The organism is Parabacteroides sp. AF19-14, assembly GCF_003635485.1.
Taxonomy (GTDB): Bacteria; Bacteroidota; Bacteroidia; order Bacteroidales; family Tannerellaceae; genus Parabacteroides; species Parabacteroides distasonis.
Map to the genome: position 1 here is coordinate 217,800 of NZ_QTMJ01000005.1, position 18,488 is coordinate 236,287.

12 protein-coding genes and 1 riboswitch are annotated in these 18,488 nt (G+C 48.7%); of the genes, 8 read left to right on the forward strand and 4 right to left on the reverse strand.

What is annotated here, in order from left to right:
* The first annotated feature begins 245 nt into the window (after positions 1–245).
* From mutA to DWX33_RS07400, 6 genes are all read left to right on the forward strand, one after another.
* Positions 246–2,105: a methylmalonyl-CoA mutase small subunit gene (mutA, locus tag DWX33_RS07375; RefSeq protein WP_008773693.1), complete on the forward strand. Its 1,860-nt coding sequence runs from the start codon at positions 246–248 to the stop codon at positions 2,103–2,105.
* 12 nt (positions 2,106–2,117) lie between these two features.
* Positions 2,118–4,265 carry a methylmalonyl-CoA mutase gene (gene scpA, locus DWX33_RS07380; RefSeq protein ID WP_005854126.1) on the forward strand — a complete coding sequence of 716 codons (2,148 nt, stop codon included), beginning with the start codon at positions 2,118–2,120 and terminating at the stop codon, positions 4,263–4,265.
* 129 nt (positions 4,266–4,394) lie between these two features.
* On the forward strand, positions 4,395–5,249 hold the full coding sequence (gene coaW, locus DWX33_RS07385) for a type II pantothenate kinase (protein WP_008773692.1): 855 nt from the start codon (positions 4,395–4,397) through the stop codon (positions 5,247–5,249).
* Between the two features lie 19 nt (positions 5,250–5,268).
* Positions 5,269–5,472: riboswitch (cobalamin riboswitch) on the forward strand.
* Between the two features lie 291 nt (positions 5,473–5,763).
* Complete coding sequence (locus DWX33_RS07390; RefSeq protein ID WP_122380155.1) at positions 5,764–6,372, forward strand: porin family protein; 609 nt, start codon at positions 5,764–5,766, stop codon at positions 6,370–6,372.
* 87 nt (positions 6,373–6,459) lie between these two features.
* Positions 6,460–8,922, forward strand: coding sequence for a primosomal protein N' (gene priA / locus DWX33_RS07395; protein WP_005867224.1), 2,463 nt, complete (start codon positions 6,460–6,462; stop codon positions 8,920–8,922).
* Positions 8,923–8,981: 59 nt separating this feature from the next.
* Complete coding sequence (locus DWX33_RS07400) at positions 8,982–9,473, forward strand: low molecular weight protein-tyrosine-phosphatase (RefSeq protein WP_005867226.1); 492 nt, start codon at positions 8,982–8,984, stop codon at positions 9,471–9,473.
* A gap of 106 nt (positions 9,474–9,579) precedes the next feature.
* Here DWX33_RS07400 and DWX33_RS07405 read toward each other — a convergent pair whose 3' ends face one another.
* Positions 9,580–11,619 (reverse strand): HD family phosphohydrolase, encoded by a 2,040-nt coding sequence (locus DWX33_RS07405; protein ID WP_036651232.1) that lies wholly within the window; start codon positions 11,617–11,619, stop codon positions 9,580–9,582.
* 95 nt (positions 11,620–11,714) lie between these two features.
* On the opposite strand from DWX33_RS07405, the gene gltX reads away from it, so the two are divergent.
* Complete coding sequence (gene gltX, locus DWX33_RS07410; protein ID WP_036618606.1) at positions 11,715–13,232, forward strand: glutamate--tRNA ligase; 1,518 nt, start codon at positions 11,715–11,717, stop codon at positions 13,230–13,232.
* Positions 13,233–13,234: 2 nt separating this feature from the next.
* Positions 13,235–14,470, forward strand: coding sequence for a 3-deoxy-D-manno-octulosonic acid transferase (locus DWX33_RS07415; RefSeq protein WP_008778706.1), 1,236 nt, complete (start codon positions 13,235–13,237; stop codon positions 14,468–14,470).
* Positions 14,471–14,604: 134 nt separating this feature from the next.
* Here DWX33_RS07415 and DWX33_RS07420 read toward each other — a convergent pair whose 3' ends face one another.
* The 3 genes from DWX33_RS07420 to DWX33_RS07430 are packed head-to-tail and all read right to left on the reverse strand — an operon-like array spanning position 14,605 to position 18,384.
* Positions 14,605–16,008 carry a C1 family peptidase gene (locus DWX33_RS07420; RefSeq protein ID WP_057317395.1) on the reverse strand — a complete coding sequence of 468 codons (1,404 nt, stop codon included), beginning with the start codon at positions 16,006–16,008 and terminating at the stop codon, positions 14,605–14,607.
* Positions 16,009–16,035: 27 nt separating this feature from the next.
* Positions 16,036–17,154 (reverse strand): carbohydrate-binding family 9-like protein, encoded by a 1,119-nt coding sequence (locus tag DWX33_RS07425; RefSeq protein ID WP_057326322.1) that lies wholly within the window; start codon positions 17,152–17,154, stop codon positions 16,036–16,038.
* A gap of 36 nt (positions 17,155–17,190) precedes the next feature.
* Positions 17,191–18,384 (reverse strand): serine hydrolase, encoded by a 1,194-nt coding sequence (locus DWX33_RS07430; RefSeq protein WP_087342498.1) that lies wholly within the window; start codon positions 18,382–18,384, stop codon positions 17,191–17,193.
* Positions 18,385–18,488: the final 104 nt, after the last annotated feature.

Consider the following 18,488-nt stretch of genomic DNA (forward strand, 5'->3'; position numbering starts at 1 on the left):
CGATGCAAAGGTAGATATATTTTTTAATTCTGCAATAGTTGAACCGAGTTTTTTTGAAGAAAAAGTGTGTTTTTTATCAAAATGCCAAGAAAACGGGGAGAATACCACTAAAAGGCGTTAAAAGTAGTTGCGATTTCATTGTTTTTTCATTGTCGGTACTGTTTATTTATTCTACCTTTGCCATCTGTAATTGAACAAAATAGTATTGAACATTACTAATACCAGTTTAATAAACAACTAATATTATGGCAGAACTTAAAGAAAAACTTTTCTCAGAATTCGCTCCTGTGTCTACTGAAGAGTGGATGGCGAAGATAACGGCCGACCTGAAAGGGGTACCGTTTGAGAAAAAGCTTGTTTGGAAGACAGGCGAAGGATTTAATGTAAATCCTTTCTATCGTGCAGAAGACATCGAGGGTTTAAAGACTACAGAGTCTCTTCCCGGTGAATTCCCTTATGTTCGTGGAACGAAGAAAGACAACGATTGGAAGGTACGCCAGAACATTGAAGTTTGCTGCTTCAAGGGTGCTAACGAGAAAGCACTTGACCTTTTGACGAAAGGTGTTACTTCTCTTGGGTTCATCATCAAAGGTGATGAGGTGAACGAGGAGAATATAGCTACTTTATTAGAAGGTATTTGTCCGGCTTCCGTAGAATTGAACTTCAACACTTGCAACTGCAAAGCGGAGAAGTTGATCGGTATCTTGGCTGACTACTTCAAAGGCAAGGGTGTCGACGCAGAGAAGTGCTACGGTTCTGTAAACTATGACGCTTTCAAGAAACCTTTAGTAAAAGGTAAAGAAAACAGTGAGTGGGTAGAAGGTGCCGCAGCTGTGCTCAAAGCTGGACAGGCTTTGCCTAACTACCGTGTATTGGCTGTAAATGCGTTCCTTTTCAACAATGCTGGCGCTTATATTTCTCAGGAATTAGGTTACGCCTTGGCTTGGGGTAACGAATTGATGGCAAAACTTACCGAGGCTGGTTTCACCGCTGACGAGGTTGCCAAGAAAATCAAATTCAATTTTGGTATCAGCTCTAACTACTTCATGGAAATTGCTAAGTTCCGTGCGGCTCGTTGGTTGTGGGCCGAGATCGTAGCCGCTTATAAGCCGGCCTGCGAATGCGCTTGCAAGATGGTTGCTCACGCACAGACTTCAGAGTGGAACATGACGGTTTACGATGCTCACGTAAACTTGCTTCGTTCTCAAACTGAGGCTATGTCTGCCGCTCTTGCCGGCGTAGACTCTATCACGGTTCGCCCGTTTGATAAGATTTACCAGACTCCAGACGATTTCTCTGAGCGTATCGCACGTAACCAACAATTATTATTGAAGGAAGAGTGCCACTTGGATAAGGTCGTTGACCCGTCTGCCGGTTCTTATTATGTAGAGGTATTGACGAATTCCTTGGCTGATGTCGCTTGGAAGTTGTTCTTGGAGGTTGAGGAAAAAGGAGGATTCTCCGTTGCCGTGAACGCAGGTGAGATCCAGAATGCCGTTAACGCTTCGAATGTAGCTCGTAAGAAAGCGGTTGCTACCCGTCGTGAGATCTTGTTGGGTTCTAACCAGTATCCTAACTTCACGGAAGTAGCTGCCGATAAGATTCAAGAAAAAGGTTCTTGCTGTTGTGGCGGTGGTCATTGCGGTGAGGCAACGATCCCGGCTCTTGATTTCTCTCGCGGCGCTTCTGAATTCGAGGCTTTGCGTATGACGACAGAGAAGAGTGGCAAGACTCCGAAGGTATTTATGTTGACGATAGGTAACTTGGCGATGCGTTTGGCTCGTTCACAGTTCTCCGCTAACTTCTTCGGTTGTGCCGGATATAAGATAATTGATAACTTAGGCTTCGATACGGTTGAGGCTGGTGTTGAGGCTGCTGTCAAGGCTGGTGCCGAGATCGTGGTTCTTTGCTCTAGTGATGACGAGTATGCTGAATTCGCTCCTGCCGCTTACAAGGCTTTGGCCGGACGTGCCGAATTCGTTGTAGCCGGAGCTCCTGCTTGCGCGGACGACTTGAAGGCTCAAGGTATCGACCAGTTCGTAAATGTAAAGAGCAATGTGCTTGAGACATTGAAAGCATTCAACGCTAAATTAGGAATCGCTTAAGTATAAACAATTATGAGACCAAATTTTAAAAACATAGATATAAAGAATGCCGGATTCGCAGCTACAAACGCTGCCGAATGGGCAAAAGCCAATGGCATCGAGCCCAATTGGAAAACACCCGAGCATATCGAGGTGAAACCTGTATATACAAAAGAAGACTTGGAGGGTATGGAGCACTTGAACTATGCTTCCGGTTTGCCTCCTTATCTACGTGGCCCGTACAGCGGTATGTACGCTATGCGTCCTTGGACAATCCGTCAGTACGCAGGTTTCTCTACCGCTGAGGAGTCTAACGCTTTCTATCGCCGTAACTTGGCTTCCGGTCAGAAAGGTTTGTCCGTTGCGTTCGACCTTCCGACTCACCGTGGTTACGATGCCGACAACGAACGTGTGGTTGGTGATGTAGGTAAAGCGGGTGTATCTATCTGTTCCTTGGAGAACATGAAAGTGTTGTTCGATGGTATTCCTTTGAACAAGATGTCTGTTTCCATGACCATGAATGGAGGTGTGCTTCCGGTATTGGCATTCTATATCAACGCAGGTTTGGAGCAAGGTGCTAAGTTGGAGGAAATGGCCGGTACGATCCAGAACGATATCTTGAAAGAGTTCATGGTACGTAATACCTATATCTATCCGCCTGAGTTCTCCATGAAGATTATCGCTGATATCTTCGAGTACACCTCTCAGAAGATGCCGAAGTTCAACTCTATCTCTATCTCCGGTTATCATATGCAGGAGGCTGGTGCTACGGCTGATATCGAGATGGCTTATACGTTGTGCGACGGTATGGAATATCTTCGTGCCGGTATCAACGCCGGTATCGATGTGGATGCGTTCGCTCCCCGTTTGTCATTCTTCTGGGCTATCGGTGTAAATCACTTCATGGAGATCGCCAAGATGCGTGCGGCTCGTATGTTGTGGGCGAAGATCGTGAAGAGCTTCGGCGCTAAGAACCCGAAATCATTGGCATTGCGTACACATAGCCAGACTTCCGGTTGGTCATTGACCGAGCAAGATCCGTTCAATAACGTAGGACGTACTTGTATTGAGGCTATGGCCGCTACATTAGGACATACACAATCTTTGCATACGAACGCATTGGATGAGGCGATCGCTTTGCCGACCGACTTCTCTGCTCGTATCGCTCGTAATACACAGATTTACATTCAGGAAGAGACTAAGATCTGTAAGGAGATCGACCCGTGGGCTGGTTCTTACTATGTAGAGTCTTTGACGAATGAGTTGGTACATAAAGGTTGGGCATTGATCCAAGAGATCGAGAGCATGGGTGGTATGGCGAAAGCCATCGAGACAGGTCTTCCTAAGATGCGTATCGAGGAAGCTGCCGCTCGTACACAGGCTCGTATCGACTCTGGTGTTCAGACCATCGTTGGTGTTAACAAATATCGTTTGCCGAAGGAAGATCCGATCGATATCCTAGAGATCGATAATACAGCCGTACGTAACGAGCAGATCGCCGCTTTGAAGGAGTTGCGTGCTAACCGTGACGAAGCCGCTGTTCAAAAAGCTTTGGCTGATATCACGGAGTGCGTGAAGACGAAGAAGGGCAACTTATTAGAGTTGGCTGTTAAGGCTGCCGGCTTGCGTGCGTCATTGGGAGAGATCTCCGATGCTTGCGAGGTGGTTGTAGGTCGTTATAAAGCAATCATTAGAACTATTTCAGGCGTGTATTCATCAGAAACTAAGAAAGACGCAGACTTCCAGAAAGCTTGCGAGCTTTGCGAGCAATTCGCTAAGAAAGAAGGCCGTCAGCCTCGTATCATGATCGCTAAGATGGGTCAGGACGGACACGACCGTGGCGCTAAGGTTGTCGCTACTGGTTATGCGGACTGTGGTTTCGACGTAGATATGGGACCGTTGTTCCAGACTCCGGCCGAGGCTGCCCGTCAAGCTGTGGAGAACGACGTTCACGTAATGGGCGTTTCTTCTTTGGCCGCTGGTCATAAGACGTTGGTTCCGCAGGTTATCGAGGAGTTGAAGAAACTAGGTCGTGAGGACATCATCGTTATTGCTGGAGGTGTAATCCCGGCTCAAGACTATGATTTCTTGTATAAGGCTGGCGTTGCCGCTATCTTTGGCCCGGGTACTTCCGTATCGAAGGCAGCTTGCCAGATCCTTGAGATCTTGTTAGGCGAATAAATAGAGTTTAGACCTTACGGTTTTTAAATAAAGAGAGGCTGGACAATTGATTTTGTCCGGCCTTTTTTAGTATTGTATGCGGGTTTATGTACTTTTGTAGCGATTATTCAATTAAAAAGGGAAAGAATCATGGGAATCGTTATAGGTATAGATGTGGGAGGTAGCACGACCAAGATCGTCGGCGTGGAGGATAAGAAGATCAAGAACCCGATGTTCGTGAAAGCTACCGATCCGGTAACCTCTTTATTCGGAGCCTTCGGTAAGTATATTTATGATAATAACATCTCGCTCTCGAATATAGAGAAAGTGATCTTGACGGGTGTAGGTAGCGCCTATATCGATCAACCTTTATATGGCTTACCAACCGCGAAGACGGATGAGTTCCTTGCGAATGGGCTAGGGGCGCAATATAATACGGGACTGGACAGTCTATTGGTGGTCAGCATGGGAACGGGTACCTCCTTTGTCAAGGTACAAGGCTCCACGATCGAGCATATCGGGGGATTGGGTATCGGTGGCGGAACAATCCTCGGCTTGTCTAAGCTATTATTGAAAACGCATGACTTTCACCAAATAGCGTCTTTGGCCGAGCACGGTTCCTTGAATGATATCGACTTGCATATCCGGGATATTACGCCGCATCCGCTACCCGGCCTGCCGCTGGACGTGACAGCCTCTATTTTCGGAAAAGCGGACGCGAACGCTAAGGTTGAGGATATCGCTCTCGGTATCGTTCATATGGTCTTGCAGACCATCGGACAAGGAGCTGTTTTCGCCTCGTTAAATGGCGATATCAAGAATATCGTATTGATCGGTAACCTGACTCGCTTGCCACAATGCCCGGATATTTTCCCCCGTCTGGAGGAGATGTGCGATGTCCATTTCAAGATACCGGAGTATGCCGAATATCGCACGGCTATCGGGGCGGCTTTATGCTATATCAGGAACCGGGAATATAAGGATATTTTTTGTGGAAAGTGTTAGGCTACATCAAAACTTTATGTATCTTTGCTACATGCTTTGTTCCCTTTCGGCAATCGCCGGATAGGGATTAAAAGGGAATCGGGTGAGAATCCCGGACAGTCCCGCTGCTGTAAGCTTCATAAACGGGTTGAGCAATACTGTTGCCACTGTTCATTCAAGTGAATGGGAAGGCGCTTAAGACCGGAAGTAAGTCAGAAGACCTGCAAGGCGTGTATATTTTCGACGGCTTCGAGGAAAGGCCGGAAGAGAACGCAAGAACCGTATCCGGTTTTTACTATTCTTTATCCAAGGTTTTCTTATCAAGTCGTCTCATGGTTTCGGATAATTATTTTGCCATAATAATTAGGGAAAGAAGCATGAATCTGACCGACGGGATGAGCTCCGTGTGTAAGATGCATGCTTTCTTTGCGTTTAAAGGACTGGGGTATTCCGTGAACACTCTATAGAGAATATTTGTTTATTATTAGAAAAGTGCGTTTATTTGCAACGAGTAATTAACAAAAGAAGTATGAATATGAAGAAAATTGTGGGACTTGTTATGGTTGCCTTGCTAGCGTTGATGGCGCTTCCGGCGAACGCTCAGCTTAAATTCGGTATCAAGGGAGGTGTGAATATATCGTCTGTTCATTTCAACTCGGACGTGTTGAAAGCGGATAACGTAACCGGCTTCCAAGTGGGTCCGATGATCGAGACGACCTTACCGTTGGTGGGTGTCGGGATCGATGCGGCGGTGTTGTATTCGCAAAAAGGTTTGGAGACGACCTCGGCTGGCGGGGTTAAGACTTCGATGAAGACGGATTATATCGATGTTCCGGTCAACTTGAAATGGAAATTCGGTTTACCGATCGTCAAGACGTATTTGGCAGCCGGTCCGTATATCGGTTTCCGTGTAGGCGGTGATAAATTTTGGGATATCCCGGGTTCCGTAGCGGATCAGGTGAAGGCGAAGAATTTCAGCGCAGGTCTTAACTTCGGTGCCGGCGTGGAACTGATCAGTCACTTGCAGGTGGGTTTCAATTATGGTCTGGGACTGACTGATAACTATAGCATTGAGAAGGTGAACCTCTCCGACGGTGCCGGAAAGAACCGTGGATGGTCTATCACGGCAGCGATCTTGTTCTAAATAGGTGAAAATAAAATGAGAGAGGCTGGGCTTTAGAAGTCCGGCCTTTTTTGTTATTTTTGGGCTCGTAATGAAACACCTGTTTGAATGAAATACGCGGACGTCATACTTCCCCTTCCTTTGGAGAATAGCTATACCTATCGGATACCCGAAGATCTGGAGAGAGCCGTGACTCCCGGTTGCCGGGTGATCGTGCATTTCGGGAAGAAACGATATTATACGGCTATCGTCATGGAGGTACACGACCGGGAACCGGTATCCGATTTTGAGACGAAGGAGATCTACGCTTTGCTGGATGCCACGCCGGTGCTCCGCCGTCCGCAACTCCGTTTCTGGAAATGGATATCTTCTTATTATATATGTAAGCTGGGCGACGTGTATAAGGCGGCCTTGCCTTCCGGCTTAAAGTTGGAAAGCGAGACGGCGGTTACTTATAATGAGGATTTCGAGGCCACCGCCCCCTTGCGCCCGAACGAGCAAGCGGTACTGGATGCTTTTAGCGGGGTTTTGAAATTGACGATCTCGGAGTTGGAGAAGAAGACCGGTCTTCGAAATGTTGTCCCGATCGTCTCTTCCTTGATGGTGAAAGGGGCGGTCGAGGTGAGCGAGGAGCTAAAGCGAGGATTCGTTCCCAAGACACAGGCGTTTATCCGTTTGGCCGAGGCTTACCGGGATGAGACGAAATTACAGGCGGTGTTCGAGGATTTGAAACGAGCGAAGAAGCAAGAGCTTCTGCTGGTCAGCTTCTTGGATTTAAGCCATACCTTGAATCCCGCTTTATCGAAGGAGCTTTCCAAGAAAGAGCTATTGGAACGCAGTGGTTATACCTCTGCGGTATTGGAGGGGCTGCTGAAACGGGGTATCTTGGAGAGTTACGAGAAAGAGGTGGGTCGTTTGCAAGTATCTGTCTGCCGCTTGCAAGAGCCGAATCCGCTCAGTCCGGCGCAAGAGAAAGCCTATGGAGAGATCCATGAGGCTTTCAAGACGAAGGAGGTCTGCTTGCTTCATGGCGTGACTTCCAGTGGTAAGACCGAGATATACGTCCGTTTGATCCATGAGGTCTTGCGGCTGGGGCGGCAGGTTTTATATATGTTGCCGGAGATCGCTATCACGACCCAGATCACGGAACGGCTGGCGAAATTATTCGGGGATAAGCTATTGGTCTACCACTCTAAGTTCTCGGATAACGAGCGGGTGGAAGTTTGGAATAAGCTATTGCATAACGACGAGCCTATGCTGGTATTGGGGGTCCGTTCGTCCCTCTTCCTTCCGTTTAAGGACTTGGGCTTGATTATCGTGGACGAGGAGCATGAGAATACGTATAAGCAGCAGGACCCGGCACCCCGTTACCATGCCCGTAACGCTGCCATCGTCTTGGCGGGTATGCACGGCGGTAAGACCTTATTGGGTTCCGCCACTCCCTCCATCGATTCTTATTTCAACGCTACGGCGGGGAAATACGGTCTGGTTGAGTTATCTACCCGCTACGGTGATTGCTTGATGCCGGAGATTATTACGGTGGACGTGAAGGAGCTAAAGCGCAAGAAGATCATGAAAGATACCCTTTTCTCCCCTCTGTTGGTGGAGAAGGTGCGGGAGGCCCTATCCCGGGGCGAGCAGGCGATCCTATTCCAGAACCGCCGGGGATTCGCCCCGATGATCGAGTGCCGAGGGTGCGGGTGGGTGCCTCGTTGCGTGAATTGCGACGTTAGCCTTACCTACCACAAGGCGCATAATCAGCTGGTTTGCCATTATTGCGGTTATACCTACCGCTTGCCGCAGGTATGTCCCGAGTGTAAGGGGACGGAGTTCAAGATGCAAGGCTTCGGTACGGAGAAGGTAGAGGAGGAGATCGCTGGGCAATTCCCAGCGGCGAAGGTGGAGCGGCTGGATTTCGATACGGCCCGTACCCGCACGGCTTACGAGCGGATCATCTCGGATTTCGAGAAGGGGAAGACACAAATCTTGATTGGTACCCAGATGTTGTCGAAGGGATTGGATTTCGGGAATGTCAGCGTGGTCGGAATCCTGAGTGCCGATAGCCTGATGAATTTCCCTGACTTCCGGGCGCACGAGCGGGCTTATCAATTGATGGTACAGGTTAGCGGACGTGCCGGACGACGGGATAAGCGGGGTACGGTGATCTTGCAGACTACTCAGCCGGAGCATCCTTTGATCCGTATGGTGCAGCATTTTGCTTATAAGGAAATGGTGAGCTTGCAATTGAGCGAGCGTAGTATGTTCCGTTACCCGCCTTACTACCGTTTGATCGTCTTGATCCTTCGAAGTCGGAATGAGGAGGCTTTGCAGGAAATGTCTGCTTTATACGCCGAGAAACTTCGTGCTCGTTTGGGTGAGCGGGTGTTGGGGCCGGTTACGCCGCCTATCACTCGGGTACAGACGCTTCATATCAAGAAGATCGTCTTGAAGATCGAGATATCCGCCGGGATCGCTCCGCTTCGTGAGATATTGGAGGGGATTCATGCGGAGATGCAGGGATATGCGCTATTTAAGCAGTTGTTGGTTCATTATGATGTGGACCCGGCTTGAGAATTGAAAATGGAGAATTGAGAATTGAAAATTGAAAATTAAAGGAAAGGAGCTTAGGGATGAAGGAGGAAAAGATACGGTTGTTGTTTGTGTGTTTGGGAAATATATGCCGTTCCCCTTCGGCGGAGGCGGTAATGAAGAAGTTGGTGAAGGATGCGGGGCTGGAAGCTCGGATCGAGATCGATTCCGCCGGGATCACCGGCTATCATGAGGGAGACCGGGCAGATTCAAGGATGCGGGCGCATGCGGCTCGCAGGGGATATTCGTTGGATTCGATCTCCCGTCCGGTACGTCAGTGGGACTTCCATGACTTCGATTTGATTATCGGCATGGACGACCAAAATATAACGGATTTGAAACGGATGGCTCCCGATCTGGAATCCGTCGCTAAGATACATCGGATGACCGAGTTCTCCCGGAATAAGTTGTACGATCACGTCCCGGATCCTTATTATAGCGGTGCCGAGGGCTTCGAGCTGGTCTTGGATCTATTGGAAGACGCTTGCGCCGGGTTGTTGGAATATTGCCGATTATTACGATGCCCATCGTAAGGTTGCTAGAATGCCCATTGTAAGATGCTTATAACTGCGATTATAAGAACCTTACAATAGGCATTATGGTTCTGTGCCGATGGCTGTATGCCTATCTGCTTGATAATTATTGTTTTTTCAAGTCCGGATAGCTGATTCGGGTATGGAACATGGTTTTCAGTTTGTCTACGAATACGCTCTTTATGGTCTCCACGTCCTTGAAGGTCAGCGGAGCGCTCTTTAGCAAGCCGTCGGCGATCTGCCCGTCGATGATCTTGTTCACCAAGGCGCTGATACTCTCTTCGGTATGTTCCTTCAAGCTGCGGGAGGCGGCTTCCACGGAATCGGCCATCATCAGTACGGCGGTCTCCTTCGAGAAGGGATTCGGGCCGGGGTAGGTGAATAGCTCGTCGTTAATCGGCTTGTCCGGGTATTGGTTCTTGAAAGAGTTGTAAAAATACTTCGCCTTGCCACGCCCGTGGTGCGTACGGATGAAGCTGATAACCGCCTTGGGTAACAGGGCCTTCTCGGCGATCTTCACGCCCTCGGTGACGTGGCTGATGATGATCTGCGCGCTTTGGTCGAACGATAACTGGTTATGCGGGTTCACGCTCGATTGGTTCTCGGTGAAGAAGACGGGGTTGCTCATCTTCCCGATGTCGTGATAAAGGGCGCCGGTACGTACCAGTTGGGCGTTGGCGCCGATCTTGGCGGCCGCCTCGGAAGCGAGGATGGATACCTGCAAGGAGTGCTGGAACGTGCCCGGGCAAGTCTCGCTAAGCTTTTTCAAGATCGGGTTGTTGATGTTGGACAGTTCCACCAAGGTGATGTCCGATACGTAGCCGAACGTCTTCTCCAGCATATATACCAATACGTAGGTGAACATGACGAGGATGAAGTTGATGCCGAAATAGAGCATCATCATCCAGTTGATCTTATTCAGGTTCGCCTCTTGGAACAACGTGAGGCTCATGTAGCAGATGGCGTACGAGAGGAAGATGAAGAATGCGCACCGGATCAGTTGCGAACGTTCGCTCAGGTTTCTCAGGCTGAACGTCACGACCATGCCCGCTATGGTTTGTAGCAACAGGAACTCATGCGGGAAAGGTACCATCAACGAGCAGATCAGCACGATGATAAGGTGCGTGAAAAGCGCCGTCCGGGAATCGAAGAAGGTACGTACTACGATCGGTACGATGGCGAACGGCAATATATATACGTTGAATAATGCGTAGGTAACACATAGTTCCGTAAGGATGCAACTCACGAATATGCAGAGGATCAAGAATAGTACGTTCTTCCGGTTGTGGAATATCTTCAAGCGGAAAGACCATAGGTAGAGCCAGAAACAGAACATTAGCCCGAAGACGAGCACGAATTGTCCGGCCAATATGATGCCTTGCGTCTGCGTGCCCCCGGTCTTGGCCTCGTGTATGGCCTTTAGGGAACGGAGCACGTTGTAGGTATGGTTGTCGATGATCTCGCCCCGGTCTACGATACGTTCTCCGGCTTGTACCATGCCGTTGGCGATCGATACGCCCTGTAGCATATCCTCCTTGATCTTGTCGGACATGTCAGCGGCATAGGATATGTTCTCGGTGAGGTAGTTATTGATGTCACACGATTGCAGGATGGATTTGTCCAGCCGTGACGGGCAGTTGTTGATAATGAACTCGTAGGCGGTGCGCACGGTGAAGAAGTCGCTCACGTAGCGGGGCTGTGCGACGGCGTTCTCCAAGAGGTTGACACGTGAGTATTCCTCTTTCCGTAGCTCGTCCAGATCCTGCGATGAGATGATACCGTTCTTGTATAAGTTAATTAGACTGCTCTCGATGTACTGCATGTAAGCGGGGGATACTTTGCTTCGCAGGCTATTGTCGTTATTGTAGTTGGTGCGCAGTTTCTCGACCTCTTCCTTCTGGATGCCGGGGTTCATGCGGTAATAAGGCTCGAACTTACGGAGTACGCTGTCTTTCTCCGCTTTTACCTCGTCGTCGGTCTTGTAGATCGGGAAATCGCTCGGGGCGGTGAGCAATCCGTACCTCCAAGGCTTGCCTTCATAGAACTGATAACGGAATTTTCCCTCCCGGGGGAAGAAGTAGGCGATAAGTAACGCGGTCACCACGAAGTAGACCACGGTCGGTATATTGTAATTCTTTTGTTTCATATAGATTCCTTTTAGCGTCCGAAATATACGTAAAAAACTTCACTAAGCGGAAAAAAAGGCGTACTTTTGCCGCATTATTATAGAATGTAAGTATTATGACTCAAAGAAAAGTAAGAGTACGCTTTGCGCCTAGTCCTACGGGGGCGCTGCATATCGGAGGTGTCCGCACGGCTTTATACAACTATTTATTCGCTAAACAGAATGGCGGTGATATGATTCTCCGTATCGAGGATACGGATTCCCAACGCTTCGTTCCCGGGGCGGAAGACTATATCATCGAGGCCTTGACTTGGCTAGGTATCAAGTTCGACGAGGGCGTGAGCTTCGGCGGCAACTACGGCCCGTATCGCCAGAGCGAGCGTCGTGAGATCTACAAGAAGTATGTCGATCAATTGCTGAACGATGGCCATGCTTATATAGCGTTCGATACGCCTGCCGAGTTGGAGGAGAAACGGAAGGAGATCGCCAATTTCCAATACGACGCCTCTACCCGTTCGCTAATGCGCAACTCGTTGACACTTTCCCCTGAAGAGGTTCAGAACCTAATCGAGTCCGGTCATCAGTATGTGGTTCGTGCTAAGATCGAGCCGAATGAGGATATCCATGTGAATGACTTGATCCGTGGCGAGGTCGTTATCAACTCCTCTATCTTGGATGATAAAGTATTATATAAATCGGCTGACCAATTGCCTACTTACCACTTGGCGAATATCGTTGACGACCATTTAATGGAGGTTACCCATGTGATCCGTGGTGAGGAGTGGTTGCCGAGCGCGCCGCTTCACGTATTATTATATCGTTTCTTCGGTTGGGAAGATACGATGCCTAGTTTCGCCCACCTGTCGTTGCTGTTGAAACCGGAAGGTAATGGTAAGTTGAGCAAGCGTGACGGCGATCGTCTGGGCTTCCCTGTATTCCCCTTGGAATGGCACGATCCGAAGACGGGTGATGTCTCATCGGGCTATCGTGAGAGTGGCTACTTCCCCGAGGCTGTCGTAAACTTCCTCGCTTTGCTGGGCTGGAATCCGGGTAATGATCAAGAGGTGATGAGCATGGATGATTTGATCCGTTTGTTCGACCTGTCTCGTTGCAGCAAGAGCGGTGCTAAGTTCGATTATGAGAAAGGCAGATGGTTTAACCACCACTATTTGCTGGAGAAGAGTAATGTGGAGATCGCAGACCTATTCTTGCCGATCGTGGAAAGCCATGGTATCCAGACTACCCATGCTTATGTAGAGAAAGTAGTCGGTATGATGAAAGGCCGTGTCAATTTCGTGAGTGAGTTATGGGATCTTTGCTCTTTCTTCTTTATCGCCCCGACGGAGTACGATGAGAAAACCCGCAAGAAACGCTGGAAAGAGGATTCCGCTGTTCAATTGGGTGAGTTTATCGAACAACTGCGTGCCCGTGAGCCGTTCGACGTAGAAGGTACCGAGAACGAGTGCAAGGCTTGGATCGAGAGCAAGGGATATCATTTGGGGAATATCATGAACGCCGCCCGTCTGGCCTTGGTTGGCGAGGGTAAGGGCCCCGGTATCTTTGATATCACCGAGGCTTTGGGTAAAGAGGAGTCTATCCGCCGTATCCAACGGGCTATCGAGATATTAAAATAATCATGTACAGTTTAGCAATACATCTCTACGCTTTTGTAGTCGCTTTGATCTCGCCTTTCCATAAAAAGGCGAGACTGATGCGATTCGGGCAATGGAAAACAAATTCCATACTTCGTGAGAAGATCGACCGGAACGCTAAATACATCTGGTTCCATGCCTCCTCGCTGGGCGAGTTCGAGCAAGGGCGCCCTATGATCGAGAAGATCAAGGCGGAACATCCGGAGTATAAGGTGTTGCTGACTTTCTTTTCTCCCTCTGGCTATGAGGTACGGAAGAATTACAAGGGAGCGGACGTGATCTGCTACCTTCCTTTCGATACGCCTTTCCGGGTGAAGAAGTTCCTGAATTTGGCGAACCCGGCGATCGCCATATTTATCAAGTACGAGTTTTGGGGGAACTATTTGCGTGAGTTGCGGAAGCGGGGAATACCGGTTTATATCATTTCCGCTATATTCCGCCCCGACCAGCTATTTTTCCAATGGTTCGGAAAGCCGTACCGGAAGATGCTATCTTATTTTAATCATCTTTTTGTTCAGGACGAGCGTTCGATGAAACTCTTGAACGAGTTCGGTATCACGAATGTGACGGTGACCGGCGATACCCGTTTTGATCGGGTGTTGGATGTCCGTAAGCAAGCTCGTGAGCTTCCGTTTATCAAACGTTTCTTGGAAAGCAAGGAGGGTAAGAGGCCGATCGTGATGGTGGCCGGCAGTTCATGGCCTCAAGACGAGGCGATCTTTATCCCTTATTTCCATGAGCATCCGGAGATGAAGTTGATTATCGCCCCGCATGAGATTCACCGGGAACATCTCCTTTCTATCGAGGCGATGCTAAAACGTCCGTCCGTCCGTCTATCGGAGGCGCATGAGGATGATCTGGCCGATAAGGATTGCTTGATCATCGACAGTTTCGGACTCTTATCTTCCATTTATCGCTATGGACAGATCGCTTATATCGGTGGTGGTTTCGGAGCGGGTATCCACAACACGTTGGAAGCCGCCGTTTATGGGATGCCGGTCTTATTCGGCCCGAGATACCATAAGTTTAAGGAGGCGAAGGATCTGATCGCCGTAGGTGGTGGTTTCTCCATCACAGACGATTCCTCTTTCCGAACGAAGATGGACGAGTTATTGACCGACCCGACAGCCTTGGAAACCTCCGGGCAAGCTGCCGGTGATTTTGTGAAAAACAGTGTAGGAGCGACGGATCAAATCTTGCGGCAAATCCATATCCGTTAATAGATAAAGCCGGGTTTGCTATTCGAGTGATTGTATGCCCAGACTCTTTTGATATAGCAATGGAATACGGATGAGATAGATGTACGGATTGGTAATTGAACGATTCGCGTTGTCTATCTCATCCGTATTTTATTTTAATCCTCTTCAGCGAACATCGGGTCCCAAGCGGGAAGGCGAGTCGGTGTTTGTTTCAAGATCTCTTTTACTTGATCCGTGATGTACTTCTTGTTGACTACCAGACGGAACATATACTCATTAAACCATTGGTCTGTCATGATGAGGTGGCCGGCGTTCGCTCCGGGGCCCCAACTATTCTCAACCATCCATTTCTTCGGCTTTCCATTTGCGTCGAGGTCAACAGCCATCAAGGTCATGGCGTGTGAGGAACCGCTGGCGAATGTTTGGATACGTTGTTTCTTATCCATGCCGAAAGTCGTACCCATCAGTGAACCGTAATCGTAGAAGTTTACATCCAGAATACCTCTGTCACGATCGAAGAACTTGCCCACGTCGCAAGAGAAATACATCATGGTGCTGTCCTTGATGGAAGCGATAGCCATTTGTTTGATATCCTCGATCGGAAGGTTTACGTACGTCCAGTTCTTGCCATCGTAAGCGTGGCGGTCGTAATCGATCTCATACAGCTTATAATAATCGCGGCTCGGATCGTTCATCAACATGACATAGTTGTTTTTCAAATCGTCCCCGATATATTCTTGGAAGAAGGACTGAGGCGTATATTCCTTCGTCTCTACCGGATTCCCTTTAGCGTCTTTGCGAGTCCACGTGAATTTCGTAGGCGGCTCTCCCAAGTTCAATACGAGCATACGGTAAATCGTACCTAGCATCTCTGTTTTCTTTTTCTCCAGATCCGCTACGGTCGTGCCTTTGGTCGTAGACAGGTCGCGAAGTTGCAAGCCGTATTCTTTCAGCTTTAATCCGATCAGGTTGCTCATGCGTCCGGTACTGTTGCTACTGTTGGTCTCTACCATGACCTCGGCGGGAACCACGCCATACTTGGTCAAGATATCGGAGACACCCGTGAACTGCCCTCCGTCTCCGATCGGGTTCTTGAATAACCATTCCACCATCTTGTCGTCCATCGGTTTCAGACGAGTATCGATGATGCCCTGTAAGAAAAGGTTCGCTTTCTCCAATTGATCCCAGAAGAAAGAATAATTCTGGGAGAATTGGAATTCACCCATGTCGTATTTATGGATCGCCTGCGCACGGAATACGTTCAATCCCGTGAAAAGCCAGCAACGGCCCGAGGAACGTTGGTTGGAGATCCCTTTGCTCTCTACCTTATTGGAGAAGTAAGTATCCAAATTGTTCTTGCTCTCCCCATTAACGGCAAGCTTGTTGATATCGTTATTGGTGATCGCGTTACGGATCGCCTTATCGGTCGGCGTTCCTTGATAAGACTGTTTGATTTGCTGCAACATCGTGGGTGAGATGCCTCCACCGCTTTGTTGTCCGTGAGCCGATAGCGTGATGCCTAAAGCCAAGGCCGCTATCCATAAATTGTTTTGTTTCATGATATGTAAGTTGATTAATAAATTATGTTATTTCTTTTTAGGCCATACCAGACCGTCTTGCCGGATATTCCATACCGTACCGTCCGATGTGGGTAGCGATATCTCGTACATAGAAGGTGTCGTATGTATTTCCAGTTGATTGGCGATCTCTTGCGGGCATAGCTCGTTTGCCTTCAAGTCGTTGATGTTATTGGCATAATGCCCGAAGGTCGCGGCGAACTCATTCTGACGGTAATATAAATTACGCAAGATCCATTTCGTCTCCTCCGAAGGATGTTTTACGAAAGGAGTCTCACCTTCTCCCGCAATCTTATCCGATATTTGAACATAACCCCAGTATTCGGGCATATGGATATTGATTACCCCGGTAGGAGCCCATACCCAGTTGTACTCGCGAATCTTATCCTCTCCTTGGATAGGGACTTTCACGTATTTACCGTCTTTCACGTCCGTTGTCCATTCCACACGGGAGAAGTTCACACGGATCTGCTCGCCGATTTCCGGCTTTTCTTTTCCTCTGTCCATTTGGAATACGGAAGTCCAAGGAATGAACACCTCTACGCTCCATGATTTATCCGTGTCTTTCGGGTTATTCAGCGTACCGTCCACATAAACAGCGGATTTCATTCCGGCGAACTCCCAGTTATTCAATACTTGCGGATTATCCCGGTAGGGGCGGGTTAAGAACAAGTCCCATTCCGTACCCAAGGCGTTCACCTCGTACTCTAGATAATTATGGGTGTCGTTCGTAGGATTCAGGAAGATCTCGAAGTCGTTGTCATGGAAGATCACGGCGTCGTGTTCCGTGATGGTCGCCCATACGTGCGGCTCCTCCATAAGGACGGCGAAGTACATTCCGTTATCATCGTAAGTCATCTTGGCCCGGGTCTGGAAGTGAGGGGCCGGGCGTTTGTCTCCTTCGATATCCACGAAGTCGCTGGTCCAAGGTATTGCGTCCCATTCCCCGGGAGAAAGCTTTCCGTCGATCTTGATAGGAGCGGGGGCCTTGTAGCAAACATACGTCGGCGGATTGAACGGTGGTTGCGGCATATACGTGATGTCCGGTTTTTGCGTACTGGGTTTCTGTGCGCAAGAAAGCAATAAGAGTGCCGCCAATGGCGCTGTCGTTAAAATCGTTTTTCTCATGTGCGTTTATTTTTAGATCGTTTGATAAATAGATTCTTATTGAAGTAAGTCCATCGCCGCGTCCAACCATGTATTTATATCGTCCGGATAATGTTGGTCGGCGGTATAAGTATCGCTGCGTTTGTGCCCGAGTCTTACGATCACGGCGTTCTTTTCCGGGAGCGTGAAGACGTATTGCCCCAAGATTCCTCTCATATAAGGGATCTTCATCCCTTTGTAATCGAGAATCCAGTATTGGAATCCGTAACAATGGTTGGGTTTGCCGAGATCCTTATAGACAAGACGGGTATCGGGGCTTGTCGCTTCCGCCAGATAAGCGGGAGAGATCAATTGCTGGCCATCCCATTGACCGTTGTTGAGTAATAATTGTCCGAAGCGGGCGAAATCACGGGCGTTACTGTTGAAACAGCAATAGGCTTTTTCCATGCCGTCCTTCCGGTCGAGGCTCCAAAGGGCGCTTTCCTCGGCGTGCATCGGAGTCCATAGTTTGCGGGATACATAATCGCTGAGTTTCTCCCCGGTAGCCTTCTCCACGATAAAGCCCAGCAGTTGTGTCACGCCGCTTTGGTAGATAAAGTTTACGCCGGGCTCGTCGATCTCTTTCATCCCGAAGGCGATTTCCTGTAGGTCATCGCCATAATACAACTGGGTGGTAGGAGAGAAAGGAGAGCTGTAAGCCTCGTCGAAATCCACGCCGGCGCTCATGGTCAGCAAATGGCGAAGCGTTAGGGCTTTTCCGTCGTATCCCTTGAATTCCGGGAAAAAGTCGCTTACCGGTTGATCGACATTGCGGATAAATCCATCGTCGATAGCACAGCCGATCGCTAACGAGACGATGCTTTTCGCCATCGAGAAGGAATTGCTATGCGATTCCGGGGAATAATCTTCCCAATATTGCTCGAATAGCAGTCGATTGTCTTGGATGATTACATAGGCAACCGTACCCAGTTCCTCAAACCGGGGAAGATAACGCTCTGGAATACTTTTCGTATTGTAAGCTTCCGATAGTTCCCAAGGGCGGGGCGAACCTGCCTGTACGACCCGGTTCTCGAAAATCGGATATTGATCGATCTTGGGTAATAAATGAGTAAGCGCTCTGCGCAAATAATAATTGGAGGGTAACGCTAGATACCCTCCGATTCCTACTATAAAAATAAACACTATCCATCTCACGCTTCGAGACAAATAGTGTTTATTGTTTTGAATTCCTTTATTTGAATTATTTTTCATGTAACCACTTTTTGCCTGAAGGGGTATACGTGTAAATTAAGCCTATTAGGCAAATAATCCCGACAACTCCAAGAAAGATTACTAACTCCATATTATTGTCCCTT